General features: G+C 69.1%; 20 protein-coding genes. 8 read left to right on the top strand and 12 right to left on the bottom strand.

Translation table 11 applies throughout. The annotated features are described in order from the left end of the window. Nucleotides 1-20: 20 nt before the first annotated feature. Both carB and KY493_RS01565 read left to right on the top strand, forming a co-directional pair. Nucleotides 21-3,452, top strand: coding sequence for a carbamoyl-phosphate synthase large subunit (gene carB / locus KY493_RS01570; protein WP_219897260.1), 3,432 nt, complete (start codon nucleotides 21-23; stop codon nucleotides 3,450-3,452). Continuing rightward, the gene (locus KY493_RS01565; protein ID WP_219897259.1) at nucleotides 3,452-4,738 is read left to right on the top strand and encodes a glycosyltransferase; all 1,287 of its coding nucleotides are present in this window, start codon (nucleotides 3,452-3,454) and stop codon (nucleotides 4,736-4,738) included. The genes carB and KY493_RS01565 overlap by 1 nt, the downstream gene beginning before the upstream one ends. Here KY493_RS01565 and KY493_RS01560 read toward each other — a convergent pair. Next, a complete protein-coding gene (locus KY493_RS01560) occupies nucleotides 4,735-6,039 on the bottom strand; it encodes a dicarboxylate/amino acid:cation symporter (protein ID WP_219897258.1) in 1,305 nt (434 codons plus the stop codon). The genes KY493_RS01565 and KY493_RS01560 overlap by 4 nt on opposite strands. 115 nt (nucleotides 6,040-6,154) lie before the next feature. Between KY493_RS01560 and KY493_RS14375 the strand changes: the two genes are divergently transcribed. The 4 genes from KY493_RS14375 to greA all read left to right on the top strand — a co-directional run bounded on the left by KY493_RS14375 (nucleotide 6,155) and on the right by greA (nucleotide 7,940). Beyond that, nucleotides 6,155-6,370, top strand: a complete 216-nt coding sequence (locus KY493_RS14375; RefSeq protein ID WP_255567966.1) for a cysteine protease — start codon at nucleotides 6,155-6,157, stop codon at nucleotides 6,368-6,370. Between the two features lie 38 nt (nucleotides 6,371-6,408). Beyond that, the gene (locus KY493_RS01550; RefSeq protein WP_219897257.1) at nucleotides 6,409-7,074 is read left to right on the top strand and encodes a glutathione S-transferase family protein; all 666 of its coding nucleotides are present in this window, start codon (nucleotides 6,409-6,411) and stop codon (nucleotides 7,072-7,074) included. 49 nt (nucleotides 7,075-7,123) lie between these two features. Continuing rightward, nucleotides 7,124-7,324 (top strand): hypothetical protein, encoded by a 201-nt coding sequence (locus KY493_RS01545; protein WP_219897256.1) that lies wholly within the window; start codon nucleotides 7,124-7,126, stop codon nucleotides 7,322-7,324. A 142-nt stretch (nucleotides 7,325-7,466) separates the two neighbouring features. Then, a complete protein-coding gene (gene greA / locus KY493_RS01540) occupies nucleotides 7,467-7,940 on the top strand; it encodes a transcription elongation factor GreA (RefSeq protein ID WP_219897255.1) in 474 nt (157 codons plus the stop codon). Nucleotides 7,941-7,961: 21 nt separating this feature from the next. Here greA and KY493_RS01535 read toward each other — a convergent pair whose 3' ends face one another. Next, on the bottom strand, nucleotides 7,962-8,231 hold the full coding sequence (locus KY493_RS01535; RefSeq protein ID WP_219897254.1) for a hypothetical protein: 270 nt from the start codon (nucleotides 8,229-8,231) through the stop codon (nucleotides 7,962-7,964). 67 nt (nucleotides 8,232-8,298) lie between these two features. On the opposite strand from KY493_RS01535, the gene trxB reads away from it, so the two are divergent. Next, nucleotides 8,299-9,312, top strand: coding sequence for a thioredoxin-disulfide reductase (trxB, locus tag KY493_RS01530; protein WP_219897253.1), 1,014 nt, complete (start codon nucleotides 8,299-8,301; stop codon nucleotides 9,310-9,312). Between the two features lie 43 nt (nucleotides 9,313-9,355). On the opposite strand, the gene KY493_RS01525 is transcribed toward trxB, so the two are convergent. From KY493_RS01525 to KY493_RS01490, 8 genes are all read right to left on the bottom strand, one after another. Then, nucleotides 9,356-10,312 carry an aldo/keto reductase gene (locus KY493_RS01525; protein WP_219897252.1) on the bottom strand — a complete coding sequence of 319 codons (957 nt, stop codon included), beginning with the start codon at nucleotides 10,310-10,312 and terminating at the stop codon, nucleotides 9,356-9,358. 68 nt (nucleotides 10,313-10,380) lie between these two features. Further along, the gene (locus tag KY493_RS01520; protein ID WP_219897251.1) at nucleotides 10,381-10,788 is read right to left on the bottom strand and encodes a response regulator; all 408 of its coding nucleotides are present in this window, start codon (nucleotides 10,786-10,788) and stop codon (nucleotides 10,381-10,383) included. Nucleotides 10,789-10,849: 61 nt separating this feature from the next. Continuing rightward, nucleotides 10,850-12,790, bottom strand: a complete 1,941-nt coding sequence (locus KY493_RS01515) for a PAS domain-containing protein (RefSeq protein ID WP_255567965.1) — start codon at nucleotides 12,788-12,790, stop codon at nucleotides 10,850-10,852. Nucleotides 12,791-12,880: 90 nt separating this feature from the next. Continuing rightward, on the bottom strand, nucleotides 12,881-14,059 hold the full coding sequence (locus tag KY493_RS01510; protein ID WP_255567964.1) for a cell wall hydrolase: 1,179 nt from the start codon (nucleotides 14,057-14,059) through the stop codon (nucleotides 12,881-12,883). A gap of 23 nt (nucleotides 14,060-14,082) precedes the next feature. Beyond that, nucleotides 14,083-14,562, bottom strand: a complete 480-nt coding sequence (locus tag KY493_RS01505) for a Dps family protein (protein WP_219897249.1) — start codon at nucleotides 14,560-14,562, stop codon at nucleotides 14,083-14,085. A gap of 216 nt (nucleotides 14,563-14,778) precedes the next feature. Continuing rightward, on the bottom strand, nucleotides 14,779-15,138 hold the full coding sequence (locus KY493_RS01500) for a DUF6481 family protein (RefSeq protein ID WP_219897248.1): 360 nt from the start codon (nucleotides 15,136-15,138) through the stop codon (nucleotides 14,779-14,781). A gap of 218 nt (nucleotides 15,139-15,356) precedes the next feature. Continuing rightward, a complete protein-coding gene (locus KY493_RS01495; RefSeq protein ID WP_219897247.1) occupies nucleotides 15,357-15,542 on the bottom strand; it encodes a hypothetical protein in 186 nt (61 codons plus the stop codon). A 23-nt stretch (nucleotides 15,543-15,565) separates the two neighbouring features. Next, on the bottom strand, nucleotides 15,566-15,838 hold the full coding sequence (locus KY493_RS01490) for a hypothetical protein (protein ID WP_219897246.1): 273 nt from the start codon (nucleotides 15,836-15,838) through the stop codon (nucleotides 15,566-15,568). Nucleotides 15,839-16,082: 244 nt separating this feature from the next. Here KY493_RS01490 and KY493_RS01485 point away from each other — a divergent pair, with 244 nt between their 5' ends. After that, nucleotides 16,083-17,117 carry a cell wall hydrolase gene (locus KY493_RS01485; RefSeq protein WP_255567963.1) on the top strand — a complete coding sequence of 345 codons (1,035 nt, stop codon included), beginning with the start codon at nucleotides 16,083-16,085 and terminating at the stop codon, nucleotides 17,115-17,117. A gap of 15 nt (nucleotides 17,118-17,132) precedes the next feature. Here KY493_RS01485 and KY493_RS01480 read toward each other — a convergent pair whose 3' ends face one another. Then, nucleotides 17,133-17,360, bottom strand: a complete 228-nt coding sequence (locus KY493_RS01480; RefSeq protein ID WP_219897245.1) for a hypothetical protein — start codon at nucleotides 17,358-17,360, stop codon at nucleotides 17,133-17,135. A 2-nt stretch (nucleotides 17,361-17,362) separates the two neighbouring features. Continuing rightward, on the bottom strand, nucleotides 17,363-17,572 hold the full coding sequence (locus KY493_RS01475) for a hypothetical protein (protein WP_219897244.1): 210 nt from the start codon (nucleotides 17,570-17,572) through the stop codon (nucleotides 17,363-17,365). Nucleotides 17,573-17,633: the final 61 nt, after the last annotated feature.

Raw genomic sequence — 17,633 nt, 5'->3', positions numbered from 1 at the left:
AACAACAAGAGGCCTGATCCATGCCCAAGCGCACAGACATCCGCTCGATCCTGATCATCGGCGCCGGCCCCATCGTGATCGGCCAGGCGTGCGAGTTCGACTATTCGGGCGTGCAGGCCTGCAAGGCGCTGAAGGCCGAGGGCTACCGCGTCATCCTGGTCAACTCGAACCCGGCGACCATCATGACCGACCCGGAGGTGGCCGACGCCACCTACATCGAGCCGATCACGCCCGAGATCGTCGAAAAGATCATCGCCCGCGAAAAGCCGGACGCCCTGCTTCCCACCATGGGCGGCCAGACGGCGCTGAACACGGCGCTGGCGTTGGACGCGTCGGGCGCGCTGGCCCGCCACGGCGTGGAGATGATCGGGGCGCGCGCCGAGGTCATCGACAAGGCCGAGGATCGCCAGAAGTTCCGCGACGCCATGGACAAGCTGGGGCTGGAGAGCCCCCGCTCCCACGCGGCGCACACCATGGACGAGGCGCTGGACGGGCTGGAGTTCGTCGGCCTGCCCGCCATCATCCGCCCCTCCTTCACCCTGGCCGGCACCGGCGGCGGCATCGCCTACAACCGCGAGGAGTTCGAGGAGATCGTCGCCCGCGGCCTGGACCTGTCGCCGACCACCGAGGTGCTGATCGAGGAGAGCGTGCTCGGCTGGAAGGAGTTCGAGATGGAGGTCGTCCGCGACAAGGCGGACAACTGCATCATCATCTGCTCGATCGAGAACATCGATCCGATGGGCGTCCATACGGGCGACTCGATCACCGTGGCCCCTGCCCTGACCCTGACCGACAAGGAATATCAGGCGATGCGGACCGGCTCGATCAACGTGCTGCGCGAGATCGGGGTCGAGACCGGCGGCTCGAACGTCCAGTGGGCGATCAATCCGGCGGACGGCCGCATGGTGGTGATCGAGATGAACCCGCGCGTGTCGCGCTCGTCGGCGCTGGCGTCCAAGGCCACCGGCTTCCCCATCGCCAAGGTCGCCGCGCGCCTGGCGGTCGGCTACACCCTGGACGAGCTGCAGAACGACATCACCCAGGTCACGCCGGCCAGCTTCGAGCCGTCGATCGACTATGTGGTCACCAAGATCCCGCGCTTCGCCTTCGAGAAGTATCCGGGCGCCGAGGCGTCGCTGACCACCTCCATGAAGTCGGTCGGCGAGGTCATGGCCATCGGCCGCACCTTCCAGGAGTCGATGCAAAAGGCGCTGCGGGGGCTGGAGACCGGCCTATCCGGTTTCGACGAGATCGAGATCGACGGCGTGGGCGGCGACGGCGAGGACGCCTCGATCCGCGCCGCCGTGGTGCGGGCGCTGGGCCAGCCGACGCCCGACCGCATACGCGTCATCGCCCAGGCCTTCCGCCACGGCCTGTCGGTCGAGGAGGTGCACGCCGCCTGTTCCTACGAGCCCTGGTTCCTGCGCCAGATCGCCGAGATCGTCCGCACGGAGGGGCTGGTCCGCGTCAAGGGGCTGCCGGGGCAGGCCCCCTCCGTCACGGCGCAGGGGCGCCGCGCCACCTCCCCATCCGCTGGCGCGGACAGGGAGGAGAACGGGGCGGAAGCCTCTCCTCCCCACGCCAGTGGGGAGGGGGACCGCGAAGCGGTGGAGGGGTTCGCCCGCGAGTTCCGCCGCCTCAAGGCCATGGGCTTCTCAGACGCACGCCTCGCCCATCTGACCGGCCAGAGCGAGAAACAGGTCCGCGACGCTCGCCGCGCGCTGGAGGTGCGCCCGGTGTTCAAACGCATCGACACCTGCGCGGCCGAGTTCGCCTCGGCCACCGCCTACATGTACTCGACCTATGAGACCGGCGCGCTGGGCCAGGTCCCGGAGAACGAGGCCGAGCCGTCGGACCGGAAGAAGGCCATCATTCTGGGCGGCGGACCGAACCGCATCGGCCAGGGCATCGAGTTCGACTACTGCTGCTGCCACGCGGCGTTCGCGTTCGACGACATCGGCGTTGAAAGCATCATGGTCAACTGCAACCCGGAAACGGTATCGACCGACTACGACACCTCGGACCGGCTGTATTTCGAGCCGCTGACGGCCGAGGACGTGCTGGAGCTGATCGAGGTCGAGCGGTCCCGGGGCGAGCTGATTGGGGTGGTGGTCCAGTTCGGCGGCCAGACGCCGCTGAAGCTGGCGCACGCCCTGCGCGACGACGGCGTTCCGGTCCTGGGCACTTCGGTAGACTCCATCGACCTGGCCGAGGACCGCGAGCGGTTCCAGCAGATGCTGGAGGCCATTGGCCTGCGCCAGCCGCCGAACGCCCTGGCCCGCAGCGCCGAGGAGGCCGCGCGCAAGGCCGAAGAGGTCGGCTATCCCGTCGTGCTGCGCCCCTCCTACGTCCTGGGCGGGCGCGGCATGATGATCGTCCACGATCGCGAGCAGCTGGACCGCTACGTCGGCGAAGCCATGCGCGTGTCCGGCGACGACCCCGTGCTGATCGACCACTACCTGAACCGCGCCACCGAGGTGGACGTGGACGCCCTGTGTGACGACGAGACGGTGTTCGTGGCCGGCGTGCTGGAGCATATCGAGGAAGCCGGCGTCCACTCGGGCGACAGCGCCTGCTCCATGCCGCCCTATTCGCTGTCGGCCGCGACGGTCGCCGAACTGAAGCGCCAGACCGAGGCCATGGCTCGCGCGCTCAAGGTGCGCGGCCTGATGAACGTCCAGTTCGCCATCGAGGAGCCGCACGGGCCCGAGCCCCGCATCTTCGTGCTGGAGGTGAACCCGCGCGCCAGCCGCACCGCGCCGTTCGTGGCCAAGACCATCGGCCAGCCGATCGCCGCCATCGCCGCCAAGGTCATGGCCGGGGTGCCGCTGAAATCCTTTGGCCTGGCGGACAAGCCTTATGACCACATCGCGGTCAAGGAAGCGGTGTTCCCCTTCGCCCGCTTCGCCGGCGTCGATACGGTTCTGGGTCCAGAGATGCGCTCGACCGGCGAGGTCATGGGCCTGGACTGGAAGCGAGAGGGCGAGGCCGACATGGCGCCCGCGTTCGCCCGCGCCTTCGCCAAATCCCAGATCGGCGGCGGCGTGACCCTGCCGACGTCGGGCCGCGCCTTCATTTCGGTCAAGGACGAGGACAAGCCCTTCATCCTGGAAGCCGCGCGGACCCTGCTGGCCGAAGGCTTCTCGCTGATCGCCACGGCCGGCACCCACGCCTATCTGGTCGAGCAGGGGCTTGAGATCGGTCTGGTCAAGAAGGTCTTGGAGGGCCGTCCCCACATCGTGGACGCGATGAAGAACGGCGAGGTCCAGCTGGTCTTCAACACCACCTCGGGCAAGCAGTCGCTGCAGGACAGCTTCTCCCTGCGTCGCACGGCCCTGATGATGAAGATCCCCTACTACACCACCACCGCCGGCGCCCTGGCCGCTTCCCAGGCGATCGGCGCCATCAAGGCCGGCGACCTCGACGTTCGCCCCATTCAGGCCTACGCCTGATGGCCGGGGGGAGCCGCCGCATCGTCCTGGCGACCGGCGGCTCCCTTGGCGATCTTCATCCGGTGATCGCGCTGGGCAAGGCGCTGGCGATGCGCGGCTTCCAGGCCGAGATCGCCACCGCGCGCGATTACCGCGCCAAAGTGGGGGCCGAAGGCCTCGTGTTCCACGAGGTCGGCCCGGACCTCGCACAGCTGGAAGCCGACCTCGGCTTCGACATCGCGCAGCTGACCGACCGAATCGCCCGCTCGGATCGCTTCCTGTTCGAGAAGGTGATGCTGCCCTACGCCGCCAGCAGCACGCGCCAGATGATCGCCGCCAGCGAAGGCGCGGACCTCATCGTGGGCCTGTCCTTCGCCGTCGGCGCCGCCATCGCAGCCGAGAGTCTGGGCCTGCCGCATGTCGCGGTGTCGCTGCAGCCCACGACGGTCTTCTCGGCCTACGATCCGCCATTCCTGCCGCGCGTCCCCTGGTTGAAGCCGGCGGGCGGCGGTTTTCAGCTCTGGCTGAACCGGACGACCTTGGCCATCGGGCGGCGGACCACCGCGTCCTGGACCCGCAGGATCAACCGCATCCGGCGCGACCTCGGCGTGGGTCCGGCGCCTGGCGACATCTTCTTCGACGCCCTGGCGGGCTCCGACCTGGCGCTTGGGCTGTACTCTCCGGTCCTTGGCGAGCGGCAGCCGGACGCGCGTCCAGCCTTCCACGTGGTCGGCTACGCCCCCTACGACAGCGAAGCGGGCGGCCCTCCGGTCTTGCCCGAGGCCCTGCGCCGGTTCCTCGACGGGGGGGAAGCGCCGATTGCCTTCACCCTGGGCAGCGCGGTGGTGAACATCCCCGGCGACTTCTACCGACAGAGCCTGAAAGCCGCCCGTGCGCTGGGCCGCCGGTCGGTGCTTCTGGTCGGACCTGGCGGAGACTTTGGCGTGGCGGACGGGCCCGACGCGATCGCCGTTCCTTATGCGCCCTATTCCCTGCTGTTTCCGCGCGCGGCGGCGGTGGTGCACCAGGGCGGCGTCGGCACGACCCAGCAGGCCCTGCGCGCCGGCCGGCCGCAGTTGGTCGTGCCGCACCTGGGCGACCAGCACGACAACGCCGCGCGGGTCCAGCGCCTGGGCTGCGGCCTGACGCTGGACCGCGGGCGCTATGCTGCACAGGCCGAAGGCGCGCTGTCTCGACTGCTGAGCGAGCCGACCTTCGGCCTGCGCGCCGACGTGCTGGGCGCCCGCACGCGCGACGAGGACGGCGCCTCGGTCGCCGCCGAATTGATCGCCGGATTGATCGCCTAGATCGCCGCGCCGGGATCGGGTTCGGGCGCTTCGTCGCGGCCCTGGACGATGCGGGTGGCGGCGAGGTCGGCGGTGACGTTGCCGACGGTGCGCAGGATGTCGGGCACCACCTCCACCGCCAGCAGCAGCGGCAGCACGCCCAGCGGGCAGCCCATGGCCAGGCAGATCGGCCCCACGGCGGCGAAGAAGCTGACCTGCCCCGGCAGGCCCACGCTGGCGATCGACACGGCGAAGGCGGTCAGTCCGCCGGCGATCAGGGCCGGCAGGCCCAGCTCGACCCCGTTCAGCTGAGCGACATAGAGGCAGACGGCGAGGTTCGCGACCGGACTGGTCAGGCGGAACACCGCCACCGCCAGCGGCAGCACCAGCCCCGCCGTGGACGCCTTGATCCCCAGCGCGGTCCGCGCCCGATCCACCATGGCCGGCAGGCTGGCCAAGGACGACTGGGTCGAGAAGGCCACCACCTGCGCCGGCGCGATGGCCTGGGCGAAGCGGCCCAGGCTGATGCGGCCGAACACCACGGCGACCGCATAGGTCAGCAGGATCAGGCCGATCTGGCTGAGACACACGATGGCGATGTAGTGGCCGAGCGTGCCCGCCACCCCAAGCCCCGCGCGCAGCCCGACGCCGAGCGCCAAGGCGAACACGCCGATCGGCGCGGCCAGCAGCACCCAGTGGACGATCACCACCATGGCCTCCGCCACGGCCTCGAAGAAGGTCGACAGCGAGCGCCGCAGTTCCGCACGCAGCCGCGTGGCCGCGAAGCCGAAGACGATCGCGAACACCACCACCGCCAGCACGCCGTCGGACGCCGCCGCCTGGATCAGGTTGGCGGGCGCCAGGCTGTCCAGGAACGCCTTGAAGCCGTCGGTCTTGGCCGCCGCCCCCACCTCGGCCGCCGCCTCGACGGGGATGCCGGCCAGCAGCGCCCGCCCGGACTCCGGATCGATCGGCCACAGCGCCAGCAGGCCCAGCCCCGCCAAGATGCCGTAGATCACCGCCCCGGTCAGCATGACGCCGAACACCACGAGCGCCCGCACCGCCAGACGCCCCGTCGCGGCGGCATCCGCGATGGACACGATGCCGGTGACCAGTAGGCCGAACACCAGCGGAATGACGGTGATCCGAAGCGCGTTCAGCCACACCTGTCCCAGCTGCTCGACCACGCCGACAGCGCCCAGGGCGACGGGCGAACCCGATCCTTGCGCCAGCGCGCCGACCACAAGACCCGCGACCAGCCCCACCACGACGCGGAAGCTCAGCGAGGAGAGAAAGACGGACAGGCGTCGAGAAGAGGTCATGGGTATCCTGGTGGCGGCGACGGCGCAGTCGCGTCATGCCGTCGCGGGGAGGCGGCGGGCTTGAACGGATCATGCGGGCGATGCGTTCATCCGGCAACATAGAAGGAAATCGATCATGGCCCTGTCCCGCATCGCCACCGCCGCTGCCGGCCTGCTGCTTTCGCGCGGCGGCCGCCGTTTCGCCGGTCGTCACGCCGGCAAGCTGGCGCTCGCCACCCTGGCCTATGAGGCCTGGCGCACCCATCAGGCCAAGAAGACCGGCGGCGCATACGGCCAGTCGGCCCCGAAAGGCGGCGCGCGTCCGCGCTGGAGCGGCCGCCGCCCCCTGTAAGGCTCGACAGCCTGACGGCCGTCCGTCCATAGTCGCGCATGATCACCGTCCACCACCTGAACGACAGTCGCTCGCAGCGCGTGCTGTGGCTGCTCGAGGAACTCGGCCTGCCCTACGAGGTGCGGCGCTACCAGCGTGATCCCAGAACGCGACTGGCGCCGGCCGAACTGCGCGCCATTCATCCCCTGGGCAAGTCGCCGGTGATCGAGGACGGCGACATCCGCGTGGCCGAGACCGGGGCCATCGTCGACTATGTCCTCGACACATACGGCGCGGGTCGCCTGCGTGCGCCGGCGGGCACGGAAGACGGGCGTCGCTTCACCTATTGGCTGCACTATGCCGAAGGCTCGGCCATGCCGCCGCTGTTGCTCAAGCTGGTGTTCGGCCTGCTGCCCGCGCGATCCCCGGCCTTGTTGAAGCCGCTGGTCCGTCAGATCGCCGCCAAGGCGCAGAGCGGCTTCATCGATCCGCAACTGAAGACCCACGTCGCCTTCTGGGAGGCCGAACTGGGACGCTCGGCCTGGTTCGCCGGCGACGACTTCAGCGCCGCCGACATCATGATGAGCTTCCCGGTCGAGGCCGGCGCCGATCGCGCCTTTGACCGCGCCGACCATCCACGCCTGGACGCCTTCCTGGACGCCATCCACGCACGACCGGCCTACCAGCGGGCGCTGGAGCGCGGCGGACCCTACACCTACGCGTGAATATGGGCGGGCGGCGGCAACCGGCGCGCGTCTTGCACGTTTCGATGCCATGCGTCTTCAAACCATCCAGATCGTCGCGGGCCTGCTGGCCGCCGTCGCCTTTGTTCTCGCCTTCATGGCCGCCGGCGCCGTGATCGCCTCCAGCCTGTTCTTGCTGCTGGGCATGGCGGCGCTGGCCTGGCTGGCGTGGAGCCTGATCAAGCGCGTGGGACGCCATCACCGCGAGCCCAGGCCCACCAGCCGGGCCTGAACGGCGCGTCCGCGCCGGACCCTTGAGTTTCCGAACACGGCGCCCTAGCTTATTCGCCCGGCCGCGACCGCCCCGCGGCCTTTTCCGTGCCGACCTCCAAACTTTCCAGTCTCCGGGCGACAACAAGAAAAATCACGACACAATGGAAAAAGTGCCGATGACGGCCGAGGGCTATCGCGTCCTCGACGATCAACTGAAGCAATTGAAGTCGGTCGAACGGCCGAGCGTCATCGCCGCCATCTCCGAGGCGCGCGAGCACGGCGACCTGTCCGAAAACGCCGAATATCACGCGGCGAAGGAGCGTCAGGGCTGGATCGAGGGCCAGATCGCCGAGATCGAGGACAAGATCAGCCGCGCCCAGGTGATCGACGTGTCGCGCCTGTCGGGCGATCAGGTCAAGTTCGGCGCCACCGTCACCGTGGTCGACGAGGACACCGAGGAAGAGAGCCGCTACCAGATCGTCGGCGAGCACGAGGCCGATGTGAAGCAGGGCAAGATCTCCATCGCCTCGCCCATCGCCCGCGCCATGATCTCCAAGGAAGTCGGCGACGTGGTCGAGGTGAACACCCCCGGCGGCGTCAAGGCCTATGAGATCCTGAAGGTCGAGTGGAAGTAGGCTGAGGCCGGCGCGGCGGCGTCAGTCGCCGCCGCCTCCATCGCCGCCGCCGTCCGACCCGTCGGCGTGATCGGCGCGCCCGTCATGGATGATCGGCGCGCCGGCGTCGCCACTGTCGTCGGTCTTGCGCCTGGGCCTCGCCGACATCGCCACGCCCATCCCGGCGCCGATGGCCACGCCCAGGCTCAGCCACAGCCCCATGTCTTCGGTGGCCGCACCGATCGCCGCGCCGATCGACACCCCGAGGGCGACCCCGATCGGCAGCATCTCCGTGCCCTTGCGCGTCTTCATGCCGACCTCCGCGATGAAGCCGCAGACTAGCATCGCGTCCGGCGGAATCAGCGACTAAATAGCGGCCATGACCCAAGTCGCTCCCCGCACCGTTCGCGTCGCCATTATCGGATCCGGCCCCGCAGGCTGGACCGCCGCCATCTACGCCGCCCGCGCCTCGCTCAACCCCGTGGTGATCGCCGGCATTCAGCCGGGCGGTCAGCTGACCATCACCACCGACGTCGAGAACTATCCGGGCTTCGCCGAAACCATCCAGGGTCCCTGGCTGATAGAGCAGATGCAGGCCCAGGCCCTGCATGTCGGGACCGAGGTCATTCACGACATCGTCACCTCGGCGGACCTGTCGCAGCGGCCCTTCCGCCTGACGCTGGACAGTGGCGAGCAGATCATGGCCGAGACCGTGATCATCTCGACCGGCGCCCAGGCCAAGTGGCTGGGGCTGGACTCGGAGGCGGCCTACCAGGGCTTCGGCGTCTCGGCCTGCGCCACCTGCGACGGCTTCTTCTATCGCGGCAAGGACGTGGTCGTGGTCGGCGGCGGCAACACGGCCGTGGAAGAGGCGCTGTTCCTGACCAACTTCGCCTCCAGGGTGACGGTGGTCCACCGCCGCGACGAGTTCCGGGCCGAGAAGATCCTTCAGGACCGCCTGTTCGCCCACCCCAAGGTCGAGGTGATCTGGAACCATGCGGTGGAGGAGATCCTGGGTGTCGTCGACGGCGTCGCCCGCAACGTCACGGGCGTGCGGCTGAAGAACACCGGCGACGGCTCGTCCCGCGAGATCAAGGCCGACGGCGTCTTCATCGCCATCGGCCACGCGCCGTCGTCGGAGCTGTTCAAGGGTCAGCTGGAGACCAACGCCGGCGGCTATCTGCGGGTCACGCCCGGCACGGCCTCGACCGCCATCGAAGGCGTCTGGGCGGCGGGCGACGTCACCGACGACGTCTATCGCCAGGCCGTCACCGCCGCCGGCATGGGCTGCATGGCGGCGCTCGAGGCCAGCCGCTTCCTAGCCGAACAGGACCACAAGGCCGCCGGTCACCCGATCCCGCACAAGGAAGCCGAGAAGATCGGCGTCTGGTGACGCGTCCCCCCTCTCCGTCAGGGAGGGGAGGTCTTGGTCAGCCTTAGGCGCTGGCCTCGGTCAATTCGGCCAGATCGTCGTCTGACAGGACCAGCGTCGCGGCCTTCAGCGTGTCCGCCAACTGCTCGACCGAGGTGGCGCTGACGATCGGCGCCGTCACGCCGGGGCGGCTCAGCAGCCAGGCCAGCGAGACCTGCGCCGGCGTCGCCTCGTTGCGCTGGGCCACCGCGTCGAGCACGGCCAGGATGCGCACGCCCCGCTCGTCGAACTTGTCCTTGAGCATGCCCTCGCGCGCCGTGCCCGCCACCTGCTCGGCGGTCTTGTACTTGCCGGTCAGGAAGCCGGCCTCCAGGCTGAAATAGGTGATGACGCCCAGGCCACGCTCGACGGCGAGGTCCTGCAGCGCGCCTTCGAACGTGTCGCGGCTGTAGAGATTGTAGTGCGGCTGCAGGCTGGCGTAGGCCGCGAGACCCTCGCGCGCCGAGATGTCCAGCGCCTCGGTCGTCTGGACCGCATCATGGTTGGATAGGCCGATCGCCCGCACCTTGCCGGCCTGCACCAGGCGGTCGAAGGCGCGCAGCGTCTCTTCCTGCGGCGTGCGCGGATCGGGCCAGTGCGCCTGATACAGGTCGATCACATCCGTCCGGAGCCGGCGCAGGGAGTCCTCGACCGCGCGCTCGATCCAGCCGGGGGACAGGTCGTTGTGGCCCTGACCCATGTCGGAGCCGACCTTGGTGAATATCTTGACCGCGTCGCGTCGCCCGCGCGCGGCCAGCCATTCGCCGATGATGGTCTCGCTCTCGCCGCCCTCGTGGCCGGGGACCCAGCGGGAGTAGGAATCGGCGGTGTCGATGGCGTCGAAGCCCGCATCGACAAAGGCGTCCAGCAGCTGGAACGAGCGTTCGCGGTCGGCCGTCCAGCCGAACACATTGCCGCCGAACACCAGCGGCGCGATCTTGAGGCCGCTGTCGCCGAGGCTTCGTTTCTGGAGGGGGCTCATGGCAAGTCTCCGTTTCGGGGAGCCTTGCACATAGGCGGCGACCCGCCGGTCACAACCGGCAGGGCGGATCAACCGAAGAGCTGCAGGCCGATCGGCGTCTCGACCGACTTTTGCCCGACGCGACGACGCAGCGCGTAATCCACCGCGGTCTGCACCGCCTGCTCGTCCGTCGGCTTGGACAGCACGCCGATGGTGCCCGCCACGCCGTTCCTGACCATACCCGGATTGGCCGTCATGAACAGGACGGTGACCCCCTGTTCCTGGCCGAGTTCACGGCCCAGGTCGATGCCGGTCGGCCCATCGGACAGGTGAATGTCGACCAGCGCCAGATCGACTTCGCTTTCGCACACGAGGTCGCGCGCAGCCTTGGCGGTCGCGGCGACGCCGACAACCTCATGGCCGAAATCCTCCAGCACGAAGCGAAGTTCCATGGCGACCAGCACTTCGTCTTCGATAATCAGAATACGCGCAGGCATAAGCAGTCGGATCCGGTGATCGCTCGAAACGCGACACTGCCGCGGGAGTTCCAAGAAACAGTCAATGGTCCCGAGCGCCGGCCGCGCGCCGTCTGGCAAGCGCTGTCGCCGGCAGGTCCACAACGATGCAGAGGCCTTCCGGCCGCCACTCGCGGCTGAGCTTGCCGCCGAGCTGCGCCTCGACCGAGAGGTTGGTGAGGGACGAGCCGAAGCCGACGCGTTCGGGCGGCCCGGCTACCCGGGGGCCGCCGGTCTCCACCCACTTCAATACGAAGCGTTCGCCGAGATGGGCGGTGGTCAGATCCACACGCCCGTCGCCATTGGCCAAGGCGCCGTACTTGGCCGCATTGGTCGCCAGTTCGTGGAACAGCAGCGCCACCGATGTGGCCGCCTGATCGTCGAACACCGCGTCGTCGCCGGCGATCTTTACCCGAGAGGCGCCGTCGTCGTCGCCGTAAGGCTGGAACAGCGCGTTCAGAAAGGCGTGCAGGGTGGTGGCCGCAACGGCCGGGCGCGAGGCCTCGGTATGCGGCCGGACAAACTCATGCGCGCGCGCCAGGGCCGAGATGCGGGTCCTCAGCGAAGCGGCGAACGGCTTGGCCTCTGGATGCTGGCGCGCCGACAGGGCGACCAGGGCGCTGACGACCGCAAAGACGTTCTTGATCCGGTGGCTCAGCTCCTGGCTGACCAGCTCGCGGCCATGCTCCAGTTGCTTCAGCTCATGGATGTCGGTGCAGGTGCCGAACCAGCGCGTGATCTCACCCTCGTCGTTGCGCAGGCTCAAGGCCCGACCGAGCACCCAGCGATAGATCCCGGAGTTGTGCCTCAGCCGATATTCGATGTCGTAGGGCTCGCCCGTTTCAAGGCTGTGACGCCAGCGGGTCCAGGCGCGTTCACGGTCCTCGGGATGGAACAGGCCGTTCCATTCGTCGCCATCGCTCGATCCGGCCGGCACGCCCGTGAACTCGTACCAGCGGGCGTTGTAGAAATCATGATAGCCGTCGGGCCGGGTCGACCAGACCATCTGCGGCATGGCGTCCGTCAGGACCCGGAAGCGAGCCTCGCTTTCGCTCAGCGCCGAGGCGATCTCGGCCAGGCGCTGATCCTTGCGACGACGGTCGGTCACATCGACGGAAACACCGGGGAAGCGCACGACCTTTCCGGTGGCGTCACGATAGGCGCGACCCCGCGCCACGACCCAGCGCACCTCGCCCTGAGCGTCGATCAGTCGATACTCGCTGACGAACGGCTCGTCCGAAGCCATGGCGGCCTCGATGTCGCCCGTCAGCCGATCGCGATCGTCGGGGTGGACGTGACGCGTGAAGCGATCGATCGGCACGCCGGCCTCGGCTTCGTCCAGACCGACCCCATACTGCTGGGCAAAGCCGGCGTCGGCCACGACGCGGTCCTCGACCACGTCCCAGTCCCAGGCCCCGACATAGTCGGCCGCGTCCAGAACCCGGCGACTGGCGTCCTCGGCCACCTGCTTCTGCCGAAGGGCGCGGCGCAGGCGGAGCTGAACCATGACCTGCGACGCCAGCGTCCGCAGCGTCTGCTCCTGAAGCTCGGAGAGTCCGTCCGGGCGAGGGCGGGTGTCCAGCACGCACAAGGTGCCGATCGGCAGGTCCGCCTCGTCCTTCAGCAGCACCCCGGCGTAGAAGCGAAGTCCGGCCTCGCCCGTGACCAGCGGGTTGCCCTCGAACCGCGGATCGAGAGTGGCGTCGCGCACCACCATGCTGTCCTGCTGCAGCAGCGCCTGGGCGCAGAAGGAGCTGTCCAGCGGCGTCTCGCGCACGCCCAGACCGACCTCCGCCTTGAACCACTGGCGCTCGGTGTCGATCAGGTTCACGACCGCGATCGGCGCCTCGCAGATGCGCGCGACCAGCGCCACTATGTCGTCGAAGGCCGGCTCTCGTTCGGTGTCCAGGATGTCGAACGATCGCAGTGCGGCGACGCGCTCGGCCTCGTCCCACCCAGGACCGTCTTGCTGCAGGTGGGTCACGCCCGAAAGTCCTCTATCCATCGGCCGGCGCCGCTCGGCTTCAATGCGTCCAGACGCATGGACGTTGCAAGCCCAACCATCGGCGTGGCGTCAACCTGTCGGACGGCCGACCTCCTCCACCTCCATCGTCGCCACGCCCGGCGGAGGCGGCGCGGCCGGCGTGGGCGCCGGCGCGGCCGTTGCGGCTTCCAGCGCCTGCAGCCGGGCGTTGATGGCCTTGACCTCGTCCTGGGTCGGCAGGCGACGACCGCCCAGGCTGGCGACGCCGACCACCCGGGTCTGGCCGTCCACCTCGACCGTCTTCAGGGCCTCGGCGGCCTCGGGCGGCAGGCCGCCGGTGGCCTCGCCCGCCTCGGGACCTGCTGCGATCAGGCGCGGACGCGAAAAGCGCGCTTCGTCGATCAGCGGCTCATGGCCCTTGTAGACGGTGCGGAAGGCGGCGGTTTCGCCATAGACGCCCTTCCAGCGATAGAAGATGTGCGCGCCGATCTGGGTGATCTTGGCCACCGTCGGCGCCCACCATGGATGCACATAGTCGGCGTGGTAATGGGTGGCGGTGCCGACCTGCGTCGCCACATGGCCGGCCAGCGCGCGCTCGGCTACGATCCGCGCACGATCCCACGCCCAGGCTGCCGGCGTCTGGGCCAGGGACCCGTCGCAGGTGAAGCTGAACTGGCAGCCGGTGACGCGCTCGGCGCCTTCGAACACCACCCCGCAGACGGTGTTGGCGTAGTTGGGGTCGCGCACGCGGTTCAGAATGACCTGGGCCACCGCCTCCTGGCCGTTCGTGGGCTCCAGCGCCGCTTCGAAATAGACCGCCTGGGTCAGGCAACGCAGCGCGCGCCGGCGATCCTCCGCCGTGGCGGCGTTGAAGATAAAGGGCTTGGCCGGTCGCAGGGCGCCGATGCTCGGCGTCGCCGCGTTCAGCCGCTGGGCCTCCAGCCCGCTGCGGCCGAGATCGAGCCCCGGCCGCCCGGCCAGGCTCAGGCTCTCCCAGCCCGGCGTCAGTCCCAGCAGAGTGGGATGCAGCATCGAGGGATCATGACGTGCGGCCAGCGACAGCTGCGCCGGGTCCATGCGCGACGTCAGCGCCGCCAGCCCCTTCGGCCCCAGGTCTCCGCCCGTCAGCCGCGACACCCGCTCGGCGGTGCGATCCGCGTCAGGTCGCGGGCTCGATCCGGCAGACATGGCGACGCCGAGGACGGCCGCCACCGCCGGCGCGGCCGCGCCCGCCCGCCTCAACAGGCCCTTGATCCGGTTCTGATCCACGCGCGCCGTTTTCCCGGTCCGCCTCAGCGGCCGCCCAGGGTCGAGCGCAGCATCCAGGCGAACTTCTCGTGCGCGCCCAGGCGCTGGGTCAGCAGGTCAACCGTGACGTCGTCGCCGTCCTCGTCCGCCACCTCGATCCCGGAGCGCATGGTGGCGATCAGGGTCTCGTGGTCGCGCATCAGCTCGTTCAGCATCTCGGGAGCACTCTTTTCCGGGTCGCCGTCCTTGATCGAGGTCAGGTTGGCGAAGGCGGCATAGCCTTGCGGAGCCAGCACGCCGAGCGCGCGGATGCGTTCGGCCACGTCGTCCAGCGCCTCCCACATGTCGCGGTACTGCTGTTCCAGCAGGTTGTGCAGGGCGAAGAACTCAGGCCCGCGCACGTTCCAGTGATAGCCGTGGGTCTTCAGGTAAACGGCGTAGCTGTCGGCCAGAACCTTGGTCAGCTCGGAGGCGACGGCGCTGCGCTCGGACGCCGATAGGCCCGTGTCGATGGTGGCTGTCATGGGTGACTCCCCTTGTTCGGTGATCGACGCCCTGTCTCGGCGGGACGCCGCGTCGGCGAGCCGCAGCAACGCGCAAGCCGGCATGATGTTGCACCGATATGGCGATCATGGCGCGACTTCACGAGTCTTGCATCCCCTCGCATGCCGGCGCCGGCGCAAAGAAAAGGCGCGCCGCAATCCATCGCGGCGCGCCCCAAGCAACAAACCGGCCTGATTTCAGCGTTGACGCGCTTTGCGCGCCGCATAGCGGGCGTCCCGCGCGGCCTTTTGCTCTTCCTTGGTCAGTTGCTTGCGTTCCTTGCGGGCGGCGCGCTTTTCGGCGTCGACGGCTTCCTGGGCCAAACGGTCGGCCTCCAGGCGGGCGGCTTCCTTTTCCGCCTTCTCGCGGCGCAGCTCGGCCTTGGCCAGCTCGTGCTGCTGACGCAGAGCCTCCTTTTCGGCGGCGCGCTTGGCGGCCAGCTTGTCGAACTCGGGATCCGGGGCCGCCGCCTTGGGCTTGAACTTCGCCAGCAGCGCCTTCTTAGCGTCCTGCTGGGCGGTGATGCGGTCGGAGAAGCCTGTTTTCAGATCTTTCATGCGGAGAGGTCGGGTGTCCTGCGATGTCGGCCGCCGAGGCGGTCAGAAGGGGTCATGCGGCGTGCAGCGGACCGGAAGCGGGCCGCACAAAGCGGAAACGCCGGCTGAAATCAAGGTTTGGCCGACGGATCGGCCCGGCGACGAAAGCCCCCGGGACGGTTTTTCCGCGTCTGGTGCAGATAGGACGCGATGAGGCGAAAACAAGCGGCCTGGCGTGTTCAGCGCGGCTTGCCGGCCTGCCCGGCGGCCGTGCCGGCCGCTCCGCCGACCGCCGCCCCGACCGGACCGCCCACCAGGGCGCCGGCCACCGCACCGGTGGCCGCCTTCTGCTCAACAGTGGCGCCGCAGCCGGCAAGCCCCGCCGCGCCCATGACGGCCAGTGAAAGAAACACGATGCGGACCATGGCCGACGCCCTCTGCTGCATATTCAGCGGCCACAACGGCGCAGCCTGCGACCGGTTCCGAATCGTCCCGTCATGTAGACCGTCTTGGCCCACACCTTGCCCGAGACCTGCCAAGCCGCCGATGAGCAGACGATGCCATCGCCAATGTTTCGCTTCAAGCACAGGGCGGCGTGCGCCACAGTAATGGACAGGTCGTCTTTACTGACTTCATGACGCAAGCGCCCCATCGGCGGCGACAGCTCGGAAATACCTAACCCCTTCCGTCCGTTAACCAGCGACTTGCCATCGAACCACAATGACGCCACAAAGGGCTGTCTAAAGGCCCGCCGCGACGCGCCGGGCTTGTAAGCCGTGCGTCGGTTGCGGATCGGAGAAGCGGCGTCGCGCCGACCGATCGCGCAAGACTACCCGTGGGCAGCGTTTCCCGCCCTCCTGATCAGGACTGAGCCTTTGTCGCATCCTTCGCAGCCCTCTGCGTCGCCTTCCGCCGACCGCAAGCTCCGCATCCGTCCGGTTGCGGCCGCCGCGGTGTTCGGAGGGGTGGCTGGGCTCGCGATCGGTTGCGCCTATCTGGGCGGTGTGACGGCGCGGGCCACCGAGGTGCGCGCCCAGGCCGAGCGTCTGCAGGGCGCGGCCAACGAAGGATTCACCGAAGAAGCGCTGTCCGCCGCGGCCGGCGGTCTGGACGCCAGCGCCCTGGCCATCGCGCGCCGCCACGATCCCTACACTGTCGCCGGCGCCGCCCAGCGCGATCGTCAGGCGGAACTGCTGTCGGCGCGCCTGGAACAGCTGCGCCCCGCCGCCGATCCGATGCTGCGCCGCGCCAGCCTGAGCACGCCGTCTGCGTCCTCGCTGCGGCTGGACCACGCGCTGGACGCCTCGCGTGACCTCGATTGCCTGACACAGGCCGTCTACTACGAGGCGCGCGGCGAAGGTCGCGACGGCATGAAGGCCGTGGCTCAGGTGGTGCTGAACCGCGTTCGCCACCCGGCCTTCCCGAAAACCGTCTGCGGCGTGGTGTTCCAGGGTGCGGCCCGGTCCAGCGGCTGCCAGTTCAGCTTCACCTGCTCGGGCGTCATGCGCGGGCGCGTCAATCGCGCCGCCTGGAACCGCTCGCGCGATGTCGCCACCAAGGCCCTGTCGGGTCAGGTCTTCGCCAGCGTCGGCTCGGCCACCCACTTCCACACCACGGGCGTGGCGCCGGGTTGGCGCAACTCTCTGGTTCAGGTCAGCCAGGTCGGCCAGCACCTGTTCTACCGCTTCGGCTCGCGCGGCGGCTCATCGCCCGCCTTCACCTACGCCGCCCGTCCGTCGCAGCCCGAGCGTCCTCGCCTGATCCAGGCTGGGATCGACCCGGTCGAGACCGCCCGCCGCGCCGGCCAAGCTGTGGCCTATTCGCTGGCGCTGGCTCAGGACAGCGTAAAGACCGAGGCTCCGGCCGCGCCGGCGGTTGTCGCCTCGACGCCGGTGACCATCGCGCCGGCCGCCGCGCCGCAAACCGCAAAACCCGCTGAGCGTCCGACCGAAACGACGGCGACCAAGCCCGAGGTCGCGGTCGCCGCGGCTTCGGCCTAAAACCGCCTCTCCGCGTCAGGCGTCGCGGTCGCCCTTTGAAGAGCGATGCGCATCGTCGTGGCTGTGCTTCAGGTCGCGCTCGCCGCCGCCTCCGGACACCTTGCTGTTCCTGCCGTTGGTCGGGCCGCCTTCGCGCGGATCCTCGAACTCGGGCGGCTCGGTCTTGGCGTTCTGATGGCTGGAGCCGGGTCCGCCCCAGCGCTTTTCATCGACCGGTTCGGGATTGTGCTGGTTGTTCGACATGATCAGCGATCTCCGGACTTGTGCTGCGGCGTGAGGTTCTGGTTGGCGTTGCCGAACCGCCCCTGCTCGTCGAGGTTCGCATCGGCGTCGCCCGGCTGTCCGGACTGAAGCCCGGTCGCGCGATCGCGCGCATCGCCCTTGGCCGCCGGATTGTCGTCCGAGCCGCCGCCGGGGCTGATCTGTTCCTCTGGAACGTGAGGCGTCTTGCTCATCGCTGGCTCTCCTTGTCCGTGCACGACAAGAAAACCCGCCGGACTCAGCCCTGTTCCAAAC

Origin of the sequence: Brevundimonas sp. PAMC22021 (genome assembly GCF_019443405.1) — a bacterium.
Taxonomy (GTDB): Bacteria; Pseudomonadota; Alphaproteobacteria; order Caulobacterales; family Caulobacteraceae; genus Brevundimonas.
The sequence above is the reverse complement of the archived record's forward strand: the minus strand, read 5'-3'. Positions and strand labels throughout refer to the sequence as shown.

Bases quoted from the DNA above. Each gene is read 5' to 3' on its own strand.
- KY493_RS01495 (WP_219897247.1), bottom strand. From the start codon at position 15,542: ATGGTCCGCATCGTGTTTCTTTCACTGGCCGTCATGGGCGCGGCGGGG.
- KY493_RS01480 (WP_219897245.1), bottom strand. From the start codon at position 17,360: ATGTCGAACAACCAGCACAATCCCGAACCGGTCGATGAAAAGCGCTGG.
- KY493_RS01525 (WP_219897252.1), bottom strand. From the start codon at position 10,312: ATGAGCCCCCTCCAGAAACGAAGCCTCGGCGACAGCGGCCTCAAGATC.
- KY493_RS01500 (WP_219897248.1), bottom strand. From the start codon at position 15,138: ATGAAAGATCTGAAAACAGGCTTCTCCGACCGCATCACCGCCCAGCAG.
- KY493_RS01535 (WP_219897254.1), bottom strand. From the start codon at position 8,231: ATGAAGACGCGCAAGGGCACGGAGATGCTGCCGATCGGGGTCGCCCTC.
- greA (WP_219897255.1), top strand. From the start codon at position 7,467: ATGGAAAAAGTGCCGATGACGGCCGAGGGCTATCGCGTCCTCGACGAT.
- KY493_RS01545 (WP_219897256.1), top strand. From the start codon at position 7,124: ATGCGTCTTCAAACCATCCAGATCGTCGCGGGCCTGCTGGCCGCCGTC.
- KY493_RS14375 (WP_255567966.1), top strand. From the start codon at position 6,155: ATGGCCCTGTCCCGCATCGCCACCGCCGCTGCCGGCCTGCTGCTTTCG.
- KY493_RS01520 (WP_219897251.1), bottom strand. From the start codon at position 10,788: ATGCCTGCGCGTATTCTGATTATCGAAGACGAAGTGCTGGTCGCCATG.
- carB (WP_219897260.1), top strand. From the start codon at position 21: ATGCCCAAGCGCACAGACATCCGCTCGATCCTGATCATCGGCGCCGGC.
- KY493_RS01550 (WP_219897257.1), top strand. From the start codon at position 6,409: ATGATCACCGTCCACCACCTGAACGACAGTCGCTCGCAGCGCGTGCTG.
- KY493_RS01505 (WP_219897249.1), bottom strand. From the start codon at position 14,562: ATGACAGCCACCATCGACACGGGCCTATCGGCGTCCGAGCGCAGCGCC.
- KY493_RS01565 (WP_219897259.1), top strand. From the start codon at position 3,452: ATGGCCGGGGGGAGCCGCCGCATCGTCCTGGCGACCGGCGGCTCCCTT.
- KY493_RS01560 (WP_219897258.1), bottom strand. From the start codon at position 6,039: ATGACCTCTTCTCGACGCCTGTCCGTCTTTCTCTCCTCGCTGAGCTTC.
- trxB (WP_219897253.1), top strand. From the start codon at position 8,299: ATGACCCAAGTCGCTCCCCGCACCGTTCGCGTCGCCATTATCGGATCC.
- KY493_RS01475 (WP_219897244.1), bottom strand. From the start codon at position 17,572: ATGAGCAAGACGCCTCACGTTCCAGAGGAACAGATCAGCCCCGGCGGC.